At 64.9% G+C, this 19,964-nt stretch carries 17 protein-coding genes and 1 riboswitch; of the genes, 6 read left to right on the top strand and 11 right to left on the bottom strand.

The window, feature by feature from the left end; genetic code table 11:
* Positions 1–136: 136 nt before the first annotated feature.
* Genes CEW83_RS05525 through CEW83_RS05515 form a run of 3 tightly spaced genes read right to left on the bottom strand, consistent with a single transcriptional unit; the run spans position 137 to position 5,362 of the window.
* Positions 137–475, bottom strand: a complete 339-nt coding sequence (locus CEW83_RS05525) for a DUF2149 domain-containing protein (RefSeq protein WP_108948445.1) — start codon at positions 473–475, stop codon at positions 137–139.
* On the bottom strand, positions 468–914 hold the full coding sequence (locus tag CEW83_RS05520) for a MotA/TolQ/ExbB proton channel family protein (RefSeq protein ID WP_108948444.1): 447 nt from the start codon (positions 912–914) through the stop codon (positions 468–470). Before CEW83_RS05520 ends, CEW83_RS05525 begins: the two co-directional genes overlap by 8 nt.
* Positions 915–931: 17 nt before the next feature.
* Positions 932–5,362, bottom strand: a complete 4,431-nt coding sequence (locus CEW83_RS05515) for a cobaltochelatase subunit CobN (protein ID WP_108948443.1) — start codon at positions 5,360–5,362, stop codon at positions 932–934.
* A gap of 114 nt (positions 5,363–5,476) precedes the next feature.
* Positions 5,477–5,734, bottom strand: a riboswitch (cobalamin riboswitch).
* Positions 5,735–5,969: 235 nt separating this feature from the next.
* Between CEW83_RS05515 and CEW83_RS05510 the strand changes: the two genes are divergently transcribed.
* Positions 5,970–8,786 (top strand): AMP-binding protein, encoded by a 2,817-nt coding sequence (locus tag CEW83_RS05510; protein WP_234419002.1) that lies wholly within the window; start codon positions 5,970–5,972, stop codon positions 8,784–8,786.
* A gap of 25 nt (positions 8,787–8,811) precedes the next feature.
* Here CEW83_RS05510 and CEW83_RS05505 read toward each other — a convergent pair whose 3' ends face one another.
* From CEW83_RS05505 to CEW83_RS05495, 3 genes are all read right to left on the bottom strand, one after another.
* A complete protein-coding gene (locus tag CEW83_RS05505) occupies positions 8,812–9,414 on the bottom strand; it encodes a class I SAM-dependent methyltransferase (RefSeq protein ID WP_108951225.1) in 603 nt (200 codons plus the stop codon).
* Between the two features lie 74 nt (positions 9,415–9,488).
* The gene (locus tag CEW83_RS05500; RefSeq protein ID WP_108948441.1) at positions 9,489–10,211 is read right to left on the bottom strand and encodes a ZIP family metal transporter; all 723 of its coding nucleotides are present in this window, start codon (positions 10,209–10,211) and stop codon (positions 9,489–9,491) included.
* A gap of 280 nt (positions 10,212–10,491) precedes the next feature.
* On the bottom strand, positions 10,492–10,779 hold the full coding sequence (locus tag CEW83_RS05495; protein ID WP_108948440.1) for a hypothetical protein: 288 nt from the start codon (positions 10,777–10,779) through the stop codon (positions 10,492–10,494).
* Positions 10,780–11,020: 241 nt separating this feature from the next.
* Here CEW83_RS05495 and CEW83_RS05490 point away from each other — a divergent pair, with 241 nt between their 5' ends.
* The 3 genes from CEW83_RS05490 to CEW83_RS05480 all read left to right on the top strand — a co-directional run bounded on the left by CEW83_RS05490 (position 11,021) and on the right by CEW83_RS05480 (position 13,153).
* On the top strand, positions 11,021–11,632 hold the full coding sequence (locus tag CEW83_RS05490; RefSeq protein WP_108948439.1) for a LysE family translocator: 612 nt from the start codon (positions 11,021–11,023) through the stop codon (positions 11,630–11,632).
* 264 nt (positions 11,633–11,896) lie between these two features.
* Complete coding sequence (locus CEW83_RS05485; RefSeq protein ID WP_108948438.1) at positions 11,897–12,829, top strand: DnaJ C-terminal domain-containing protein; 933 nt, start codon at positions 11,897–11,899, stop codon at positions 12,827–12,829.
* 6 nt (positions 12,830–12,835) lie between these two features.
* Positions 12,836–13,153 (top strand): chaperone modulator CbpM, encoded by a 318-nt coding sequence (locus CEW83_RS05480; RefSeq protein WP_108948437.1) that lies wholly within the window; start codon positions 12,836–12,838, stop codon positions 13,151–13,153.
* A 49-nt stretch (positions 13,154–13,202) separates the two neighbouring features.
* On the opposite strand, the gene CEW83_RS05475 is transcribed toward CEW83_RS05480, so the two are convergent.
* From CEW83_RS05475 to speB, 3 genes are all read right to left on the bottom strand, one after another.
* Positions 13,203–13,517, bottom strand: a complete 315-nt coding sequence (locus CEW83_RS05475; RefSeq protein WP_108948436.1) for a YdhR family protein — start codon at positions 13,515–13,517, stop codon at positions 13,203–13,205.
* A 128-nt stretch (positions 13,518–13,645) separates the two neighbouring features.
* The gene (locus CEW83_RS05470) at positions 13,646–14,026 is read right to left on the bottom strand and encodes a VOC family protein (RefSeq protein WP_108948435.1); all 381 of its coding nucleotides are present in this window, start codon (positions 14,024–14,026) and stop codon (positions 13,646–13,648) included.
* Positions 14,027–14,436: 410 nt separating this feature from the next.
* On the bottom strand, positions 14,437–15,411 hold the full coding sequence (speB, locus tag CEW83_RS05465) for an agmatinase (RefSeq protein ID WP_108948434.1): 975 nt from the start codon (positions 15,409–15,411) through the stop codon (positions 14,437–14,439).
* Between the two features lie 195 nt (positions 15,412–15,606).
* On the opposite strand from speB, the gene CEW83_RS05460 reads away from it, so the two are divergent.
* Together CEW83_RS05460 and CEW83_RS05455 are read left to right on the top strand one after the other, a co-directional pair.
* Positions 15,607–16,509: a LysR family transcriptional regulator gene (locus CEW83_RS05460; RefSeq protein WP_108948433.1), complete on the top strand. Its 903-nt coding sequence runs from the start codon at positions 15,607–15,609 to the stop codon at positions 16,507–16,509.
* Between the two features lie 312 nt (positions 16,510–16,821).
* Positions 16,822–17,685 carry an SHOCT domain-containing protein gene (locus tag CEW83_RS05455; protein WP_108948432.1) on the top strand — a complete coding sequence of 288 codons (864 nt, stop codon included), beginning with the start codon at positions 16,822–16,824 and terminating at the stop codon, positions 17,683–17,685.
* Between the two features lie 123 nt (positions 17,686–17,808).
* Here the strand turns inward: CEW83_RS05455 and CEW83_RS05450 are convergent, their stop codons facing one another.
* Positions 17,809–18,699 carry a DMT family transporter gene (locus CEW83_RS05450; protein ID WP_108948431.1) on the bottom strand — a complete coding sequence of 297 codons (891 nt, stop codon included), beginning with the start codon at positions 18,697–18,699 and terminating at the stop codon, positions 17,809–17,811.
* A gap of 67 nt (positions 18,700–18,766) precedes the next feature.
* Positions 18,767–19,945 (bottom strand): M24 family metallopeptidase, encoded by a 1,179-nt coding sequence (locus CEW83_RS05445; protein ID WP_108948430.1) that lies wholly within the window; start codon positions 19,943–19,945, stop codon positions 18,767–18,769.
* Between the last annotated feature and the right edge of the window lie 19 nt (positions 19,946–19,964).

The following is a 19,964-nucleotide window of genomic DNA, read 5'->3' as shown; positions in this document are numbered from 1 at the left end:
GTCAGGTCGTCGCTTCCCTTATATCTGTATGAACTCAGCCTCCAGTTCAAGAGTACCGCGGGCGCGTCGCAATAGCGAACATGTAATACGCAGGCCGGGGCGTTCGGGTGCCGCCCGGTTCTTGTCCGGGCGGGGTTCAACCGCCGATCAGCAGCAGCTTTCCTGTTTTCGGGTCGCGGTAAACCTGACCGAGCGCTTCATAGCCGCTGCCCGTTTCGGCTTCGCGCTGGATCGACTCCGGCACGGTCGTGAGCTCCTTGCCCAGCGTGATTTCGCGCCGCTGCTGCTGTTGCCGCTGCTGCTGTTGCTGCTGTGGCGGCTCGGTTGCGAAATGCTTCTGCAGGTCGGGGCTGAAGGACACCAGCGCGGCGATCAGACCGCAGGCGAACACGAGGACGATGTCGATGAGATTCGCCATCGGTCCGAGGGGGTCTTCGTCGGTGTCGAGAAAGGCGCTGTGCCGCCACTTATCCATGGCTGCTCTCCAGCGCGGTCAGCGCGTTGTCGTACCAGCGCCGGCGCAGGCGGCCGAGGACGAAGCCGATCATGCCTGAAAGCAGGCCGATCACCGTGGTGTCGAAGGCGACCGTCATCGCGGTGGTGAGCACCCGCAGTTCGCCTTCGCCGAGTGCGGCCAGCCCCGGCCCGAGCGGGATGAGCGTGCCCATCAGGCCGAGCATGGGCGCGAGCCGGGTGATGAAATCGGCGCGCTCGATGCGGCGCTTGCCGGCCCGCATCAGGGCGTGGCGGTCGCGCGCATCGGTGAGGCGCTGGATGCCGCCCCAGCGCTCGCCGATGCTGATGCCCAGTTCATACACGGAGAGGGCGACGAAGAACAGCAGGCCCCAGATCACCGGTTGCAGCAGCAAGGTGGTGATCTGGTGCATCAGAGTCAGGGAGATTCCGGAAAACATGTGTCGCTCTCTTCAGGTTATCGGGTTGCGCGCCCGCGCAGCGCGCCAAGCAGCAGCAGGCCAAGGGCAAGCGCCAGCAGCCAGGGCAGATAGTCGGAGGTCTGGGTTTCAGTCTCGCTGTCGGTGGCCTCGTCCGTGGTCGGCGCATTGCCGTCAGCGGCGTTCGGCGACGAATCGTCCGCCGTGCTCCGGTTCGGGTCGTCGAGGCTGACCTCCTGAATATGGCTCGGTGAGGCCTCAGCCTGCGCAGCGGCCTCGAGCCGGCTTTGCGCCAACGCCGCCTCAAGCGCTTCCGCCTTGGCCGGCGCAATGTTCGCTTTCACCAGGGCGTACATCGGATGATTTGCATGGGTGTGGCCACTGCCGGGGTTGCCGTGCTCGACGATGTTGTCGGCGAAGCGCTCGGCCAGTTGCCTGACGGTTTCTGCGTCGGCCTTCCAGAAACCCTTGTCGATGGCGACCAGCATCACCGCGAGGATGTTCGTCTGCACATAGCGGTTGTTGCCTTCGGCGAGAAACGTGTCCAGCCCCAGCTCGAGGCGGTCATCGACGTAGACGGCCTTGACCTCCTGCCACACACGCTCGTCGATGATCTCGGGGCTCGTCGCCTGCCAGCCCCACAGGTATTCGATGAACTCGCTGCCCATGGTGCGTGCGCCGGCGTAGCCTTCCTTCATCAGGGGCTTGATCCACTGCGGGTTGAGGTAGCGGCCGCGCAGTTCCGACAGCAGGGCCGTGTGGAGGGCGTCGATGCTCAGGTTCTTGCCGTTGGCGTGGTTGATCACCGCACTCGCCGGCGCCTTGCCGCGCTGGCTTTCCACCGCGAGGTTGAAGCCGCCGAGATAGTCGAAGGCGTCGTTGTTGTCCATCAGGCCGTAGAGGTTGCTCGCGCGGCCAAGAAAGGTCTGCGAGATGCCGTCCAGCTGCTGGCGGAACAGATCCTGCGCGGCTTCGCCCTGCAGGCCGGCACCATAGGCATGGCCCATGCGCTTGATGAAGACCTGCGCGAGTTCGCTGCGGTCCTGCCACGAACCGGAGCGCTCGACCATGCGGTTGATGCCGGCCCCGTAGGCGCCGGGGGTGATGCCGAACACCCGCACGCTGGCGCTGCGGCCGATCTGGGCGGCGGACATGCCGGGGGTTTTCGCGAGCAGCTTGCGCGCCTGGTCCACCCAGTTGTTGGCGACCTGGTTCAGTTCCAGCGCTTCGTCGCCGCCGCGTTGCCATTCGCCCAGCGGCGTCAGCGCTTCCTTGAGCGCCAGCGCCAGCGCGGGGTAGTCCCTGACGATGCGGTCGCGGCTGGCGTCGAGCGCCAGCAGGCCGGCCTTGTCCAGCAGCAGCATGTGCTGGCCGTAAAGATCGCGGAACAGGCCCGACGTGGTGAACACGACGTCGTAGCGTTTCGGCTGGTCCTTGCCCAGTGGCAGGCGCTCAAGCCCCTTGACGATGCCGCGGCTGTTCCACACCGGACGCACGCCGAGCAGCTTCATGCCGAACGCGATCATCGCGCCTTCGTCGCGAACCGCGTCCGAGGCCCACAGGATCACGCCCTGTTTGTTCGCCGCCACTTCCTTGGTGTAGGCGGCGACGCCGGTCTCGCCGGAGAGCACCTGGCCGGCAAGCGTCGAGCCGGTTTCGTACGCGAGCTTGGTGGGCAGCAGGCTGCCGTCGAGCGCATAGAAGTTGCGCCCGGTCGGCAGCGCCTCGGGCGTGCGGATCGGGTCGTTGCCCTTGCCGGGTGCGACGAACCCGCCATCCAGCCCCCTGATGAGCGCAGCCATCTCGGCCCTGGGCGAGGCCTGCAGCTGCGCGCGCCAGCGCCTGGCCTCGGCGCTGTCGGGCGCGCCACCGTCGAGCATGGACTTCATCATGGTGTCGATCGCATCGCGCGACCAGGCGCGGCCGAACACATGCAGGCCGAGGGGCATGAAGTCTTCCTGCAGCTTGGTCAGGTAGTGGCCGACCTCGTGCAGCAGCAGCGCCTCGTCGATGTCGTCGAAGCCGATGCCGCGCACCTTGAGCTCCTCGTCCATACTGGCGGTCAGCTCCTCACGCAGGCCCATGCTGTCGATCTTGCGGCGCAGGGTCTGCACCGCCTCGCTGCGGGTGTAGCCGTCGGTGGCAGCTTCGGCGCTCTCGATCAGCTGTCGCAGTTCGAGCAGATCGTCGTACAGCTCGGTGATCGCCAGCGGCGGTGTGAGGTGGTCCACCATCACGGCGAGCCCGCGGCGCTTGGCCTGAATGCCTTCGCCCACGCCGTCGACGATGTAGGGGTAGATGCCGGGCAGATCGCCCGCGACCAGACTCGGGTAGTCGCTCTCGCTCAGGCCCGCGCTGCGCTTGGGCAGGAACTCATAGGTCGAGTGGCGGCCCACATGCACCAGCGCGTCGGCCTTGAATACCGAGTGCAGGTAATGGTAGAAGCCGAGGTACTGGTGCGGCGGCGGGAAGGACATGTTGGCGTGCAGCAGCTCTTCGTTCAGCTCCCAGCCACGCGGAGGTTGCGGCCCGAGAAAGACATTGCCGAAACGCACGCCGGGGATGAGCTGCCGGCCTTCCCACACCATCACCTTGCCGGGGGCAGCGCCCCAGCCGCGAATACCCTCGATCTGCATTGCGATCAGCGCCTGTGCAAGCTGCTGGCTCGGCTGCCATTGCGGTGCCTCGCCCCTGGCCAGCGCATCGAGGGCGTTGCGATAGGCCACTTCGAGCTGTGCGAGCAGATCGAGCGCACGCGGGCGGCCCTTGTGCCGCAGGCCGTCGAGCGCGTGCTGCAGGTCGCTGACGGTGCGCTCCATGCGCTGCCTGAGCAGGCCGATTCGCGCCAGACGTTCGCTCATCGACTCGAGCCCCGCAATCGACGCCGCCTGATCCTGCATCAGTTGCTGCAGTGCGCCGAGGGGGCCATTCACCATCTCCGCCTGAACGCTGGCGGGCAGGGTCTTGAACCACGCCTCGTAGTCTGCCGCCGTCAGGGTCTGCACCCGCTTCGACATGTCCTGCAGCGCCTGCCGGTCTTCGGGCAGGTTCACGCCGCTGGCCTGCAGCAGATCGAGCAGGGCCTTGCCGTCGGCGGGCAGGTCGCCGGTCTTGTAGCCGGCGGCCTTCAGGCTGCGCAGCATGTCGAGCAGGCTCTCGGGCACGTTGAGGTTGTCGGCGCCAATGTTGTGGCGGCCGGGCGGATGGTTGTAATAGACGATGGCGATGCGCTTGTCGGCGTTCTTCTTTTCCTGCAGCCGCAGCCAGTTGTTGAGGCGCCGCGCCTGGCGCTCGATCTCGGGCACCACAGGCTTGCTGCGCGAGACCTGCGCGCCGGTCAGCGGGTCGAGCTGTGCGGGTTCGGCCAGTGCCACCACCTGAGGCTGGCTCACGCCCTGCAGTTCGGGCATGGCGAGACGGTAGTGGATCGCGTCGCGCGGAATGCCCTGATCCGACAGCTGCCAGTCGGCCTCACTCCATTCGCTCATGCGCAGCGCCTTGATCACCGGCACATCGAGCTTTTCCAGTGCCGCGCTCACCGTTTCGCGGCCTTCGCCGCCGCCGATGACGAAATCCTGCACCGCGACGATCGCGGTTGCGCCGCGCTGCTTCGCCGTCAGTGCCGCGATGGTGTCGACCGCGCTCACGCTCGGCGGGCCCCAGGCCGCCAGTACCGACACGCACTGCCAGTCCTGCGCCGCACACAGCTGCTGATGCAGCGCCCATTCGCCTGCAAGGTCGCCGGTGTCGTGATCCAGAATCCACAGGGTGCGCCGGTTCAGGTTGATCTGCCGGCCCAGTTCCGCTGCGTCCATCCAGCGCACGCCACCCTTGTCATGCAGGGCGGTGCGCACGGCCGGCACAAGGGTGACGGGTTTCTGTCGCACACCGCCACTGGCAACCAGGTCGAGCAGGCTGGCGGCGTTGTCTACCGAACGATTCACCCAGTACGCGCGTGCGTGCAGCCAGTCTGCATGGCGCGGCTGGGCGGCCTTGAGCCGGGACAGCTCATCGGTGCCGCTCAGGGCCGCCTTCTCGCTGACGATTGCCTCGGGGATGTCCTTGGCGAAGATGCTGCCATTGCGGTCGTGCTGCAGCGGCAGCAGGCGCCGGTCGCTGTGCAGCACCATGCGCGCCTGCCCCTGTGGGTAAGGCATGTTCAGCAGGCGCTCGACGGGCTCGCCGAACACCGCGATCATCAGCACGGCCTGGTGCTCCGCGATCAGGGCCTGCAATTGCCTGTCGTCCATTTCTGCCAGCTGGCTGACGCTGCGGATGTGGATGACCTGGCCCTTGCGCGCGCTCAGGAGTTCGTGTGCGCCGGCGACCAGCGTGGGTGCGGAACGGTCAGACACGATGGCGAGGACGCTTTTGTCAGCGGCCAGCAGTGGCTGCGAAAGCAGCAAGAAAGCGAGGCACAGCGCGGCCCCCAGGCCCGGCCAGCGGAACGGGCGTGTCGGAAATGGCATGAAAGAATTCCTGCCGCGGCGCTCCCGCTCGCGGCTTGTTATTGATCACGTGAAACGGCCGGGGGAAGGGGCTGGCAAAATAAAAACGAAACCTGTGTGGCACCCCGCCACTGCGCATCTCTCTCGATTTCAGGCCGGTCTCCGGACTCGCAGATTGCCGAACACCAGGGTTCGACAAAACACCTTCGCCTTCCCACGCCGCGATGAACGCGATCTGCGCAGTGGCTGCCGATGCCGGGAGGCACGGCCGAAGGGTTGAATCTGCTTACCGTTGCGGGGGCAGTACGGGCATTGCTCCAAGAGCGCACCCGTTTCCCGTTTACCCCGAACGCAATGGATTTGCGTTCAGGCACCTGAAAAACAGGCCGCAAGCTTAACAAGTTCGAAGGACGAGTCAAGGACATCGGGATTCCCCTTGAACAGTGCATGAGCTTCCGCTGCGTCGTCGCTGTCGTTGCGCACGGGGAATCTTCATGCGCGCCGAGCATCGTAGTCAGGGTGAGGGCGGCAGGTGCCGCATCTTGCCCGCAAGACGGGGCACGCGCTGGCGGCGCGGATCAAGCCTTTATCAGGGGAGGTCTGCAGGGACGTACGCATGGAGAGATTCTTGAAACCCGACCCGCAGCACGATGGCCATGCCTTGTTGAACCTTGTCGATACGGTCATCCGCGAGCTCCAGCCGGGGGCGCTGTTGCGTGCCGGCCTCGACAGCCAGTTCGACCGCGACCTGGGCCTCGACAGTCTGGCGCGGGTCGAACTCCTCGCCCGCGTGGAGCGCAGCTTCGATGTTCGACTTCCGGACGATACGCTGGGGAGGGTGGAAACGCCGCGTCAGCTGCTGGCTGCGCTCGAAGTCGCCGGGCACCGCCCGCTGCCGGCGGCGCGGACCGGCAAGGTGGCGCTGGCGACGCCCGAGCAGACTGCAGGCAGTCCGGAGGACGCATCGACGCTGGTCGAGGTGCTGAACTGGCATGTTGCGCGCCACCCCGAACGTATCCACGTCACCTTCTACCGCAGCGAGGACGAAACCGAGACCCTGAGCTACCGACAGCTCGCCGATGCGGCGGCGCGGGTCGCCGGAGCGCTGGCGCAGGCAGGGGTGCAGCCCGGGCACGCGGTTGCGCTGATGCTGCCGACCGGGCTGGATTTCCTGTGCAGCTTCTATGGCGTGCTGATGGCCGGCGCGGTGCCGGTGCCGATCTATCCGCCGGCACGCCCTGCACAACTCGAGGATCACCTGCGCCGTCAGGGCGGCATTCTGCGCAATTGTGAAGCGCGGGTGATGATTACCTTCGACCGTGTGCGTCCGCTGGCGCAGATGCTGACCGGGCTGTGCCCGACGCTGGACAAGGTGCTCACGCCCGGCGAGCTCGATGCGGAACCCCTGCCGCGCGTACAGGCCGGTGCGGACGACCTGGCACTGCTGCAATACACTTCCGGCTCGACCGGCGATCCGAAGGGCGTGATGCTGACCCACGCCAACCTGCTCGCCAATATCCGCGCCTGGGGTCGCGGGGTCGGGCTGAGCTCGACCGATGTCGCGGTGAGCTGGCTGCCGCTTTACCACGACATGGGGCTGATCGGCGCCTGGCTTGGCAGCGTGTATCACGCCTATCCGCTGGTGCTGATGTCTCCGCTGGATTTCCTTGCCCGCCCCGAGCGCTGGCTGTGGGCGATCCATCGTCATCGCGGTACGGTCACGGCGGCCCCGAACTTCGCCTTCGATCTGTGCGTCAAGCGTCTCGCCGGGCAGCCGCTGGACGGGCTCGACCTGTCGTCCTGGCGCTTCGCGGCCAACGGCGCCGAAGCGATCAGTCCCGCCACGCTGGAGCGCTTCCGCGAGGCGTTTGGTGCCTACGGATTGCGGCCGGAAGCGCTCGCGCCCGTCTATGGGCTCGCCGAGTGTTCGGTCGGTCTCACCGTATCGCCTCCGGGACGCGGGGCGCGCATCGATGCGGTCGGGCGCGAAGCCCTGACACGCAATGGACGTGCCGAAACTGCAGCAGCCGGCGATGCATCGGCGATGCACTTCGTGTCCTGCGGCTCGGCCTTGCCGGGGCACGAACTGCGGATCGTCGACGATGCCGGCAGCGAGCTGCCCGAACGTGTTGTCGGCAGTCTCGAGTTCCGCGGCCCGTCGGCGACGCGGGGCTATTTCCGCAATCCCGATGCCACTGCAGGCCTGTTTCACGACGGCTGGCTGGTGACAGGTGACTACGCGTATCTCGCCGATGGCGAGGTGTATTTCACCGGTCGTGCCAAGGACATGATCATTCGCGGCGGGCGCAATTTCTATCCGTATGACCTCGAGCATGCGATCGGCGAGCTGCCGGGGGTACGCAAGGGCTGCGTGGCGGTCTTCGGTGCTGCCGACCCCCAGCACGGCGATGAGCAGCTGGTCGTCGTCGCAGAAACCCGCGAGCAGGATGCCGCTGCCCGACAGGCGCTGGAGCGCAGGATTGTCGCCGCGGCGGCGGACGAGCTGGGCCTGCCGCCCGATGTGGTGGTGCTTGCGCCGCCGCACGCGGTGCTGAAGACCTCGAGCGGCAAGATCCGGCGCGCAGCGATTCGCGATGCCTGGCGGGATGGCACGCTGGGTGCCGCCGGCCGCGCGGCCTGGCTGCAGGCGACGCGGCTGTTTGTGGCGAGTGTGCCGGGCAGGGTGCGCGGTTTTGCGCGTCGTGCCAGCGCCAGACTCTACGGGACCTGGGTGTGGACTGTATTCGCCGTGCTTTCACCGATTGCGGCCGTGGGGATCTTCACATTGCCCCGGCTTGAGCAGCGCTGGGCGGTGGTGCATCAGCTGGCGCGTGTCTTCCGCGTACTGAGCGGCAATCGTCTGCAGGTCGCCGGGCTGGAACATCTGCCCACCGGTCCCTGCGTGCTGGTGGCCAACCATGCGAGCTATGCTGACGGGCTGGTGCTTGCGTCCGTGCTGCCGCACCCCGTCGCCTTCGTCACCAAGGCAGAGTTCAAGAGCAACCGGGTGATGCGTCCGCTGTTCGAGCGCATGGGGGCGCACTTCGTCGAACGATTTGATTCGCGTCGTGGCGTAGCCGACGCGCAGGCGCTGGCGACCGCGGCACGCGCCAACCCGCCGCTGTTCTTCTTTGCCGAGGGCACCTTCACTGCACGCCCGGGGCTGCGGCCGTTCCGCCTCGGTGCGTTTCAGGTTGCGGCCGAAAACCACCTGCCGGTGGTGCCGATCGCCATCACCGGCACCCGGCAGATCCTGCCTGGAGACTCGTGGCGTCCGCGCCCCGGTCCGCTCGGTGTCACCATCTGTCCGCCGGTCGTGCCCGAAGCTTCAGACTGGCATGGCGTGCTCGCGCTGCGGAACGGCGTGCGCCAGCACATCCTCGCGCACTGCGGCGAGCCGGATCTGGCGAGTGCCGCGAGGCCGGGCGCTCAGCCCGGCGTGTGAGCGGGCGTGGCGATTCAGGGGGCGCTCAAGTCGTGCGCACGACGACTGCGTAGCGCCCCTTGTCCCGGCCTGACGTGGGCAGATTCATGAACTCCGACACAAGCGCCTCGAAGCCGAGTCCGGTGAGCATTTCGAGCACGGTCTCCGGTGGATGCGAGTCGTAATGGAAGGGCTGGCCGAACATGGTGTCGGTGAACGCGGGGTGTTCGGAGCCGCCGCAGGTCAGCATCATGCGTCCGCCCGGCAGGAGCATGGCGCGAAAACGCCTCAGCAGTGTTTCATGCATGGTGCGGTCGATATGAAACAGCGCATCCCAGCACACGATCGCGTGGAAGCGTTCTTCGGTGCTGAAGGATTCGATCCGGGTGTGGATCCATGTGGCCTGCGGAAAGCGTTCGCGCGCGAGCGCCAGAAGCGCTTCGGACTGATCGATGCCGGTGAGCGCATGGCCCGCGGCAAGAATGTGTTCCGCAATCGGCCTGCCGGTTCCGCAGCCCAGATCGAGCACCTTCGCGCCAGCAGGCAGCCCACAGAGCAGTGTTTCCAGGTAGTCGCGCTCGCGTCCGTAGAAACCCGCGCGGGCGGCATCCCAGGACGGGGCGATGGCGTTATAGCTATCCCGGTTCATCAGACGGCGTTCCGAAGGAAAGGAGGCGCAGCGACGCGTACGAATCGTGAGCGGCTGCACCGGACCCGATCAGTCTAGTACATGCCCGCCAGATTGTTGCCCAGCATGCCGACGCTGAAACCCAGCACGGCGCCCAGCGGCGGCGCCCAGTGGCGGCGCATGTGCGACTGCGGTGCGATGTCCTGAAAGATCAGGTACAGGATGCCGCCTGAGGCGAACAGCATGCTTGCACCAAGGAGTTCGAGCCTGTCCCCCAGATACAGCCAGCCCAGAATGGCGATCACCGGCCCGATGGGAACGAGCATCAGCATCAGAAGGAGGATGCGCGACGCGTCCGGCTGCTTTGCAGCTTTCAATTCACGGTAGGCATTGAAGCCCTCCGGGATGTTCTGCAGGCCGATGAACAGGGCCAGCAGCGGAGCCGCCCGCGACCCTGCGGCCAGGGCGCCGCCCAGCGCCAGGGATTCCGGAATGTAGTCGAGCAGCATCGCGGTGAATTGTGGCTTCTCGCGGCGTTGCAGCCCCAGGAAGCGCTCCAGCGCAAAGAACACAATGCCGCCGAGCAGGAAGAAAAAGGTGCTCGATAGCGAGTGGCCGAGGTATTCGGTGCCTTCGGGAATCAACACCAAGGCAACCGCTGCCGCCAGAATGCCGCCGCCAAAGGCGATCACGGAATGGCGGAACTCGTTCTCCAGCCACGACGGCCGCAGGCGCTCGTACTTCGCCAGCACGCCGCCCAGGGGAATGCAGGCCCCTGCGCAAACCGCGTACACCACGATTCTCGTGATTTCATCCAATTGGAGTGGCCTCAACAATACAGCTCTTCATGCGCGCTTCGGCGAGCAGGGCGCTCGTGCCCTTGCTGCAGCGACGGGGATGACTGTCCCGGCATTCGGGCCGCGCGATGCTGGCCCCGTTGAGGCGATCTTACGACGTCTGCGTTGAGGGACAAAACCTGCCCGGCCGCGGGAGCCCGTGGAAATCCTTCTCCGGCGCTTCCCACGACCGGCCCGGGCACGAAATCCGCACTGGTTTCCGGCTGTCTGCGACGAACGGTCCGGCTTGAATCGAGCGTGCTTACTGCTGCTTCTGCGGACGCGATCTCTCGTTCGGGCCATGGGCGGAGCGGCAGGCGAGTGGCTTGCCCTCGGGCGTGGCGCAGGTCCCGCTGACAGTGCCGGAAGGCGTGCTGAAGCTGCAACTGGCGCCGTCGCTCAGGGACTTGCACGCGTCCAGTGCCTCCTGCGGCGGTTTGCGCGGACCGCCCTGTTGTGCGATGGCCGATTGCGCGAGAAGAAGGGCGGAACTGCAAGCGACAGTGGCCACGAAGCCCGCGCGCGAGAAGGACTGCTCTACCTTGATCATCAGACTGCTCCTGTGAGTCTGCAAGCACGTGCCTGCGGATGAGCACACTGTAGCGACCCACTGTGTAGAGAAAATGGATTCAGCGTATCAATGTCGTCACAATCCTTACCGGTGCCGCCGGTGGAACCGGGTGGTACATTCTCGCTCACTGGTGAGCGTCAGGGGTTGCGGTGCCTGGCTCACGGATTTCTCGCGTTCGCGTTCAACTTTTTCTCGCCCGGGCAGGGGCAGGGAGCGTCTGGTGCAGTTACACATCTGGTTGATCTATCTGGTCGCGGTCATTGGCTTGTCGCTCACGCCTGGCCCGAACAGTCTGCTTGCGCTCACGCATGGCGCCCTGCACGGACATCGCAAGACCCTGTTCACCGTATACGGCGGCGCGCTCGGCTTCGTCAGTCTGATCGCACTGTCGATGCTGGGTATCGGCGCATTGCTGCAGACCTCCGCTCACGCACTGATCGCACTGAAGTGGATCGGTGGCGCCTATCTGGTGTGGCTCGGCTTTCAGCTGTGGCGCGCACCACCACTGCAGCTTCAGCCGGACGCGCGCATGGTCGATACGCGGGGGACGACGCTGTTCCGCCAGGGCCTGCTGGCGGCGATCTCCAACCCCAAGGTGCTGCTGTTCTACGGCGCCTTCCTGCCGCAGTTCATCGACCCGCACGCCGATCTGCTGCTGCAGTTCGTCATCATGGCGGCAACCTTTGCCGTCGTCGAATGCGCGGTCGAGTATCTGCTCGCGCGGCTTGCCCATCGCATTCGCCCGATCCTCGAACGCACCGGGCGCAAGTTCAACCGCGTCTGCGGAGGCATGTTCGCAGTGATGGGGGCAGCGCTCCCGATGACGCGCTGAGCACACGACTGACGGGTTGTTGTCCCGCCTGGCGCTCGTTGTTCATCTCCGCAGTTCTGTATTCATGAGTGCGGAAATCGACATTTCCATTTTGCGGGTCTATGTTTGATCGGGGCTGCCAGCCTTCGAGCCAACGCAGTCTTGTTCTGCTCAGCTCATCCTGTGGCGAATGTCGATCGATCGTGCGCCGGATGGGGGAGGTCGGGATCTATCCGGTTCATGTGCGGCTGATGCCATGCGCTGGAACATCGAGGGGCCAGGAACATGAAATTCAAGGATTACTACGAAGTCTTCGGCATTCCGCGCACCGCCACCCAGGACGAGATCAAGCGCACCTACCGCAAGCTGGCGCGCAAGTACCATCCCGACGTGAACAAGGACGCGGATGCGGAGCTGCGGTTCAAGGAGATCGGTGAAGCCTATGCCGTGCTGAAGGACCCGGAAAAGCGCGCCGCCTACGATCAGGTCGGCAAGCAGTGGAAAGGCGGCGACGATTTTCAGCCACCGCCGGACTGGGATGCCGGGTTCGAGTTCCGCGGCGACGGTGCCGACGTGCACGGCGATGCGAGCGACTTTTTCGAAGCCCTGTTTGGCCGCCGCGCGCGCACCGCGCATGGAGGGCGGGGGCATGCCCGGGGTCAGGATCATCACGCCAAGGTGCTGATCGATCTCGAAGATGCCTACCGCGGCGCCAAACGCAGTATCGGCCTGCGCATGCCTGCAGTGGACGCACATGGCCGTGTCGTGCTGCAGGAGCGCCAGCTCGACATCACCATTCCGAAAGGCATCCGCGCAGGGCAGCATCTGCGCCTGGCCGGCCAGGGCGAGCCGGGCATGGGGGCGGGGCCGGCCGGTGACCTGTTTCTGGAGGTCGGCTTCAATCCCGATCCGCGCTACCGCGTGGACGGACGCGACGTGTTCGCGGCCCTGCCGCTGGCACCGTGGGAGGCGGCGCTTGGCTGCTCGCTGAGTCTGCCCACGCCTGAAGGCCCGGTGCAGCTCACGATTCCTGCGCGCACGACGGCGGGGCGGCAGCTGCGCCTCAAGGGGAAGGGCATACCCGGCAGTCCCGCGGGTGATCTGTACTTTGTCGTTTCAATTGTGGCGCCGCCAGCCGACAGCGAGGCACAGAAGGCAGCCTACCGGGCGCTTGCCGAAACATTCGACTTCGATCCCCGTGCGGCCACGAAAGGATGATCGACCATGAGCACAACACATATCCAGATCACCTCGATCCGCATCGTCGAGGAAGAGGTTCAGCTGACACTGGCGGAGCTGTGTCAGGCCTGTAATGCGCCTGAGGCGTCGGTGGTCGCCTGGGTGAACGAAGGCATCCTTGAGCCGAGCGGTGACGCGCCCGAGGACTGGCGCTTCACCGGCGCGTCGCTGCGGCGTGCCCGCAAGGCCCGCTGGCTGACCCACGACATGGAAGTGAATGCGCAGGGCGTCGGCATCGTGCTCGATCTGCTCGACGAGATCGCGGACCTGCAGGCCCGTCTGCAGCGGGCCGGACTCGACTGAGCGCTGGTCCCGGCGCCTGCCGGAGGGGGCGCACGCGAGACCTGCGGCCTCAGCTGGTCGAGATGATTTCGTCGGAAAGGTTGTCGACGACAACAGGGCACGCGAGATAGGTCAGGCTGGGTTCGCTGCCGTACTTCCCGCGTATGAATGCCTTCCACTCCTCGGTGTACACCCGGTCTGCATCTTCACGGGAATTCCAGAGGTAGATACCGCCCCCGGTCGATCCGTCCTCGGAGAGGTAGTAGTACTTCCGGATCAGACCCTGCATGACGCGGTACTTCGGGGCCGTGCTCAGAAAAATCTCTTTGGCCTCGGCTTCGGTGAGGGGGGTCGGGAGTTTGAATTCGACGATTGCCGTGATCATGTTTGTCTCGGTTCAGGAGGAGTGAGGCGCGGGCAGGAGGTGCGGCGCTCGCAAGACCTGATGGCCCGAAGGCCATCGTCGCCCTGAAAGAGTGCCGTGCGCGCAGCGGGCGGCACCTCGGCGCAGAATCAGGGAAGCCGGTGCAGGGCGCAGATCTTGTTGCCGGACGGATCGCGCAAGTAGGCAAGGTACAGCTTGCCGGACGCGCCTTCGCGAACACCCGGAGGATCCTCACAACTTGTCCCCCCATTGGCGACGCCGGCTGCGTGCCAGGCGTCGACCTGCGCCGGGTTCTCGGCTGCAAAGCCAAGGGTGCTGCCATTGCCGTGGCAGGCGGGTTCGCCGTTGATCGGGAGCGACAGCGCGAAGACGCCGCCCTTGTTAACGTAGAAACAACGACCCTTCGGATCAATGACACCGGGTCCGTGGCCAAGCGTCCCCAGCACGGCATCGTAGAATGCCTTCGATGCCGGAAGGTCGTTTGCACCAACGAATACGTGACTGAACATCTGAACTCTCCAATTGGGTAATTTGACGACCACATTGTGGTCACTGCTTGTCTTGTTCGCTTCCAGCGAGGCGCAAGCATTGCAGCTTGCGCCACTAACGGCAAGGTCTGTCGAAGGGCAGGGGAGCGCGCGAACTCAGTCCTTCCGCGGGGAGGAGGAGGTTCTTGACCACCTGTGAATGCCGGTACCGTCTGGCAAGATCGAGGGCGCTTTGTCCATCCTTGGACTTGAAGGTCTGCGTCACGCTCCAGCAGCAGGCTCACCGTACTGAGCTGACCATGTGCTGCAGCCGCCATCAGTGTGGCGCAGCCAAACGTGTTCTGTGCCCCGGATCAGCTCCGCGCCCCACGCGCGCAGCATGCGCGGTGGGATCTCAAGCGCGCACGCCGCGAGGAAGGACGCGCATCGCGTCAGGCCGCGGCCTGCTTCCGGGCGTGAAAGATGAAGCCGATGGTGTTGAGCAAGAGTTGGGCAGCGAGAATGGAGGTGGATCCCGTGGGGTCGTAGGCCGGCGCCACTTCGACGAGGTCCATGCCGACGATCTGCCCTCCACTGCGACGGGCCAGGGCCTGGATGATTTCCAGCACCTCGTAGTAGAGGAAGCCACCGTGGCTCGGTGTGCCGGTGCCCGGTGCGATGGACGGGTCGAAGCCGTCGATATCGATGGTCAGGTAGTAAGACACCCCTTCGGGAATCTGTGCCAGCACACCGGCAGTACCGAGCTGGCGCACCTGGCGCACCGACAGAATGGTCGAGCCCGCATCCCGGGCCGCCTGGTAATCGCTACGGTTGGACGAGGAAACATTGCGGATGCCAATCTGGGTCATGCCGCTGACATGGTTCTGTTCGGACGCGCGACGCAGCGGGTTGCCATGGCCGTAGCGCACGCCGTGCCGTTCATCGACGAAATCGAGGTGGGCGTCTACGTGCAGGATGTGGATCGGACCGCGTCCCTCGAAAGCCTTGATCACTGGTGCGTGGATGGAGTGGTCGCCGCCGAGCACGACAGGCATGGCGCCCTTTTCGAGGAGCTTGCGCACCGCATACTCGATGTTGGCGTTGCTCTTGGCCTGATCCGTATGGACGATGTCGGCGTCACCCACGTCAACCATCCGTACCTGGTCTTCGGTGAGATACATGGTGTCGTCTTCGTGATCGTAGGCACCGGCGTGCCCGAACGAGAACAGCGTCGACGCTTCGCGGATGCTCCGGGGGCCGAAGCGCGCACCTGGGCGCCATTGTGTGCCCATGTCGTTCGGCGCACCGAGTACTGCAACGTCGGCATCAATGTGATCCCAGTCGGTGCAGGGGCGTGACTTGGCGAAGGTGCAGTGGCCCACGAAGGGCAGGTTGAGTCGACCTTGGTCGTAGCTGTTATCGGACATGTTGGCGTTCCTTCGGAGTTTCCATGCTTGCAGCGGGTGTTCGCTTGCCTTGGGGACCAATCTAGACGCCATCATGCATCGATAAAATGCTAAGTTTCAGAAGGTCACATCGGTGAGCGTTGATGATTTATCCTGGTGCAATGCACCAGCCTGGTGAGTGGGCATGGGCAGGGCTGCATGTGAGAGAGGTGAGGGATGAAGCAGCTGCACGATGTGGATCTGCGCCTGTTGCGGGTTTTTGATGTTGTAGTGCGGTGCGGTGGGCTGTCGGCTGCTCAGGCCGAACTGAATGTGGGCCAGTCGACCATCAGCATGCAGCTTGCCCAGCTCGAGGTAAGGCTGGGTGCCCGGTTGTGCGAACGCGGTCGTGGGGGGTTCCGCCTGACCGAAGAGGGGCGGGCGATTCATGAGGCTTCGCAACGATTGCTGAGCGCGGTCGACGGGTTTCGGCTTGAGGCCGATCAGTTGAAAAGGACCTTCTCCGGCACCTTGAACCTGGGGCTGATCGACAACACGGTCACCGACACGAAATCACCGCTGAGGGGCGCAATTCAGCGCTTTCTTGCACGGGGAAAGGACGTGGGGGTGCATGTGTATATCGGTACGCCCAGTGAGCTGGAGCAACGGGTGCTGGACGGGCGCCTGCACCTGGCCGTCGGTCACTTCCCCTTCCAGGTGCCGGGTCTGGCGGCGCTACCGCTCTACGACGAGCCGCATGGCCTGTTCTGTGCAGCTGACCACGCTGTGCTGAAGGCGGACATCGGCGGCGGTAACGGTGACATGCTGGCGCAGGTGCGCAGCGAACAGGTCGTTGCCCGGGGCTATCTGAGGCGGCGCGATCTGGATCTGCTGAACGTCAACGTTGCGGCGTTCACCGTAGACAACATTGAGGCCCAGGCCATCCTGATCCTGTCGGCGGGATGCATCGGCTTTCTCCCAATCCACTACGCGGCGCAATGGGTGGGGAGGGGGGAGCTGGTACAGATTCTCCCGAACAGCATGGTGCTTGTGTCACGCTTCACTGCGATCCGCCGGCGACTCGCGCCACCACCGCTGGTGCGGAGCTTTCTTTCCGATCTGACGGCTGGAAGCCCATAGTTCCGGGACGGCGCGGCTGCAGGATCGCGGCCTGTTTCGCGCTCTGTGCCGCGGTGTGGCGCAAGACGGGCAGCGCAGGGGCGCAGCCGGATCAGTCAGCCGCCGACGGCGCCAGGACAGTTGGTCGCGCAATTGTCGCTTGTCAGTGTTAGCATCTGCGTCTCCTTCGCCTTTAGCTCAAAGGCCGTCCTGCCAGATGCGGGACATTTCAGAACCGGTGTGTTCAGCTTTCGTGGCACATGCCGCAGCACTGAACCGCCGCTCCTCTTCAGGTCGACCTTGCGCCCGACCACCCTCAGCCGGAAATCAACAATGCAACAGCTTACTTCACAAGGCCAGATGATCGTCAGCGATCTGGCCGCACGTCACGGATTCAGCACGGATGCGGTCACGCACATGCTGTTTGCCGTGCTCAATGGAAACGGCGGCCAGGCTCAGTTCAGCCATGGCGAATTCGGGGGCTCGGGGCAGTGGATGCGCGGCGGCATGATCATGCTCGGCGACATGTTCAATAGCTACCTCAAGGGCCGGGTCGACAGTCTGTGTTCGGAAATTTCGAACATTCTGGTCAATCAGCCCGGTTTGCTGCGCTCGGGCAGCTTTCAGTCGCAGAGCCAGGGCGGCGGCAGTTTCCAGCACCAGGCCAACGGCAGTCCGGCTGGACGTTCAAGCCTGTTCGTACCCGATCCCGAGGACAACTGGTGGCCCCAGGATCTCGGTGCGCCCAATGCCACCGGATCGCAGAACAACGTGCGCTACGCCTATTTTGGCGGTGCGCGTCGGCTCGCGGTCAAGACTGGCGGCGAAGTCTGGGTCTATGACACTCTGGATCACAGCATCGGCGGATTCTCCCAGCAGCAGGGCTCGGGCAGTGACATTGTCTTTGGCAGCCAGTACGGCACCGTGAACCTGGCCTCGCTGCCCTTGATATCCCGCAACGGCCAGCCGTATTCCCCGCCGTTGGCTCCGCAGGGAATGCAGTCGCCGCAGTCGTCGCAGTCGTCAAGCCAGGCGCCGCAGGCTCCCCAGAGTTCGCAGCCGGCCAGTCAGGTGCGTGGCGCGTCCAGCGAGGATGTTCTTGCGGCGATCGAAAAGCTGGGTGACCTCAAGGCCAAGGGTTTCATCAGCGAGGACGAGTTCGCGAGCAAGAAATCGGAGTTGCTGTCGCGTCTCTGATGGCGCGCTAAACAGGCGCTCACGCTGCCAGCAGCGTCAGCGCTTGAGTTGCCGCATCAGCCCGTCAACGTACCGTCGGTCTGCGCAAGCGCGCGACTGACGGTTGCGCAGGCGACCACGATGTCAGCGCGACGACATGCCCAGGCGCAGGCGCAACCGGGTGCCCCAGCTAGCGGGTGCGCCGTAGTAGAGCAGTGCGGAAATGATGATCACGCTGCCGACCAGCGTTGTGCGGGTTGGGGCCTCGTTCAGGACCAGCCATACCCAGACTGGGCCAAGAACCGCTTCGAACAGCAGGAAAAGGCTCACCTCGGTCGCACTCGTATAGCGGGGCGCGATCTGCAGCAGGGTGAAACCGATGGGCATCAGAATCGCACCGGTCAGCGCGATGGCAGCGAGCTGGGTCCATTCCGTGTCTGCCTGCGGGGCGCCGCCGAGCATCAGGCCGAAGGTCGCCGCAATCATTCCGCCGAACATCAGGCCGGGCGTCAGGTCGATGTTGCTCTTGAGACGGGCAAGCGTGAAGTTGATGGCAAGGAAGATGGCGGTGCACACGGCAAACAGATTGCCCAGCATATCGTTCTGACCGCCGCCGTCCGTCGCGATGATGGCGATGCCGATCAGGGTGACGAACATCGAGATGGCCGTCTTGCGGTCGATCCGCTCGTCGAGTACCAGCCAGCTTATCAGCGCGGCAAACACCGGCGCAGTGGCGATGATCATCACCGTTGCGGTCGCACTGGTGCGCTGAATCGCCTCCGTGTAGCAAGTGGTGTTCAGGGCAAAACAGAATCCGCTCGCGACACCGAGACGGCCGGCCCGCTTGATGGCGCGCACGGCGGCGAGACGATAGCGATACAGCACCACTGCACTGAAGCCCAGCGTCATGAACAGCCCGCGCCACATCAGCACGCTGGCGTGATCGAGGTTCACCCAGCGCATGACGAGTACATCGGGCGAGATCAGGGTGACGCCTGCGAGGCTTAGAAGCAGTCCGGTGGTCCGCGTTTGCATGCTGTTGTTCTCTGAGCAATAGAAAAAGGCGCCCGAAGGCGCCTCGTGGTGGCGCAGTAAAGCTTTTTCAGCCGATGACGGGCAGGGTGGGCCAGGCCCGCTTGTGCAGCAGTTCGCAGCCTGAATCGGTAATCACGATGTTCTCCTCGTGCACCATCATCCGGCCCGGCGCGAAGGTCATGCCCGGCTCGAGGGTGAGGATCATGCCGGCTTGCAGCACGACGTCGCCCTTGGGCACGTTCGAGGGCCATTCGGTGAGCTGCATGCCCAGCCCGTGACCCATCCGTCCCACGTCGTTGCCCAGCGCACCGGCATCTTCGAGCACTGACCACATGGCCTGCCACACATCGCCTGTCGTTGCACCCGGCGCCGCGGTGCGCAGGCCTGCTTCGGTGGAGGCGAAGACCGCTTCATAGGCCTGGTGCGCTGTCGGATCGACCTGACCGAAAGCATAGTTGCGGTCGAAATCGCTGAAATAGCCGTCGAAGTTCGCACCCGTGTCGATGATGAGTACGTCACCCTCTTCGAGCCGACGATCGCTTGGTCCCATGATGATGTTGTCGTAACCGCCGGGGCCGGATGCCGAGATCAGGTAAGGGCAGGCGTCGGCGCCGAGCCGCAGCATCTCGATGTGCATGGCCTTGCACGCTTCGCGCTCGCTCATGCCCGCCTTGAGGTGTGTGAGCAGGTAATCGAAACCGGCCGCGGTGACTTCGCAGGCAAAGCGGATCTTGCCGATTTCCGCGGCGGACTTGACGCTTCGCAACTGGCGGACGATGGTCGATACATCGACCATCCCGCACTGCCCAAGACTTGCCTGCAGGGTGGCGAAGTTCGCCGCCGGCATGCGCAGGTGGGTCTCCGGGCCGAGCATGGCGCCGATGCGCCGATGGCGCTGCGCAACGCTGTCCAGCGTATCGGCGAGCAGGGACACGCCGTCATCTTCCGGCCGCGGCGAGGGCCAGCTGCGGACATCATCGACCCAGGTTTCGGCGAAGCCTGCGACACCGATCTCGGGTACCACCGCAATCGGGCGTCCTTGCGATGGCACCACGAGGAACCAGGGGCGCGTCGGACTCTCCCAGAATTGCGACTTGAAGCCGCTGAAATAGCGGAACTCCGGTTCGGTGCTGAAGAACACCGCGTCGATGCCTTGCGCAGCCATCGCTTCCTGAAGCCTGGCGGTGCGTTGATCAAATTCGGCGCGCTCGAACCCGCGTGCCGGGGCGGTCAGTTCAGTTGTCATTGCGGGTCTCTCGAAAACA

It is taken from the genome of Parazoarcus communis, from assembly GCF_003111645.1.
GTDB classification, from domain to species: Bacteria; Pseudomonadota; Gammaproteobacteria; order Burkholderiales; family Rhodocyclaceae; genus Parazoarcus; species Parazoarcus communis_A.
Note: the sequence above shows the minus strand (reverse complement) of the source record. Positions and strands in the feature narration are given on the sequence as shown.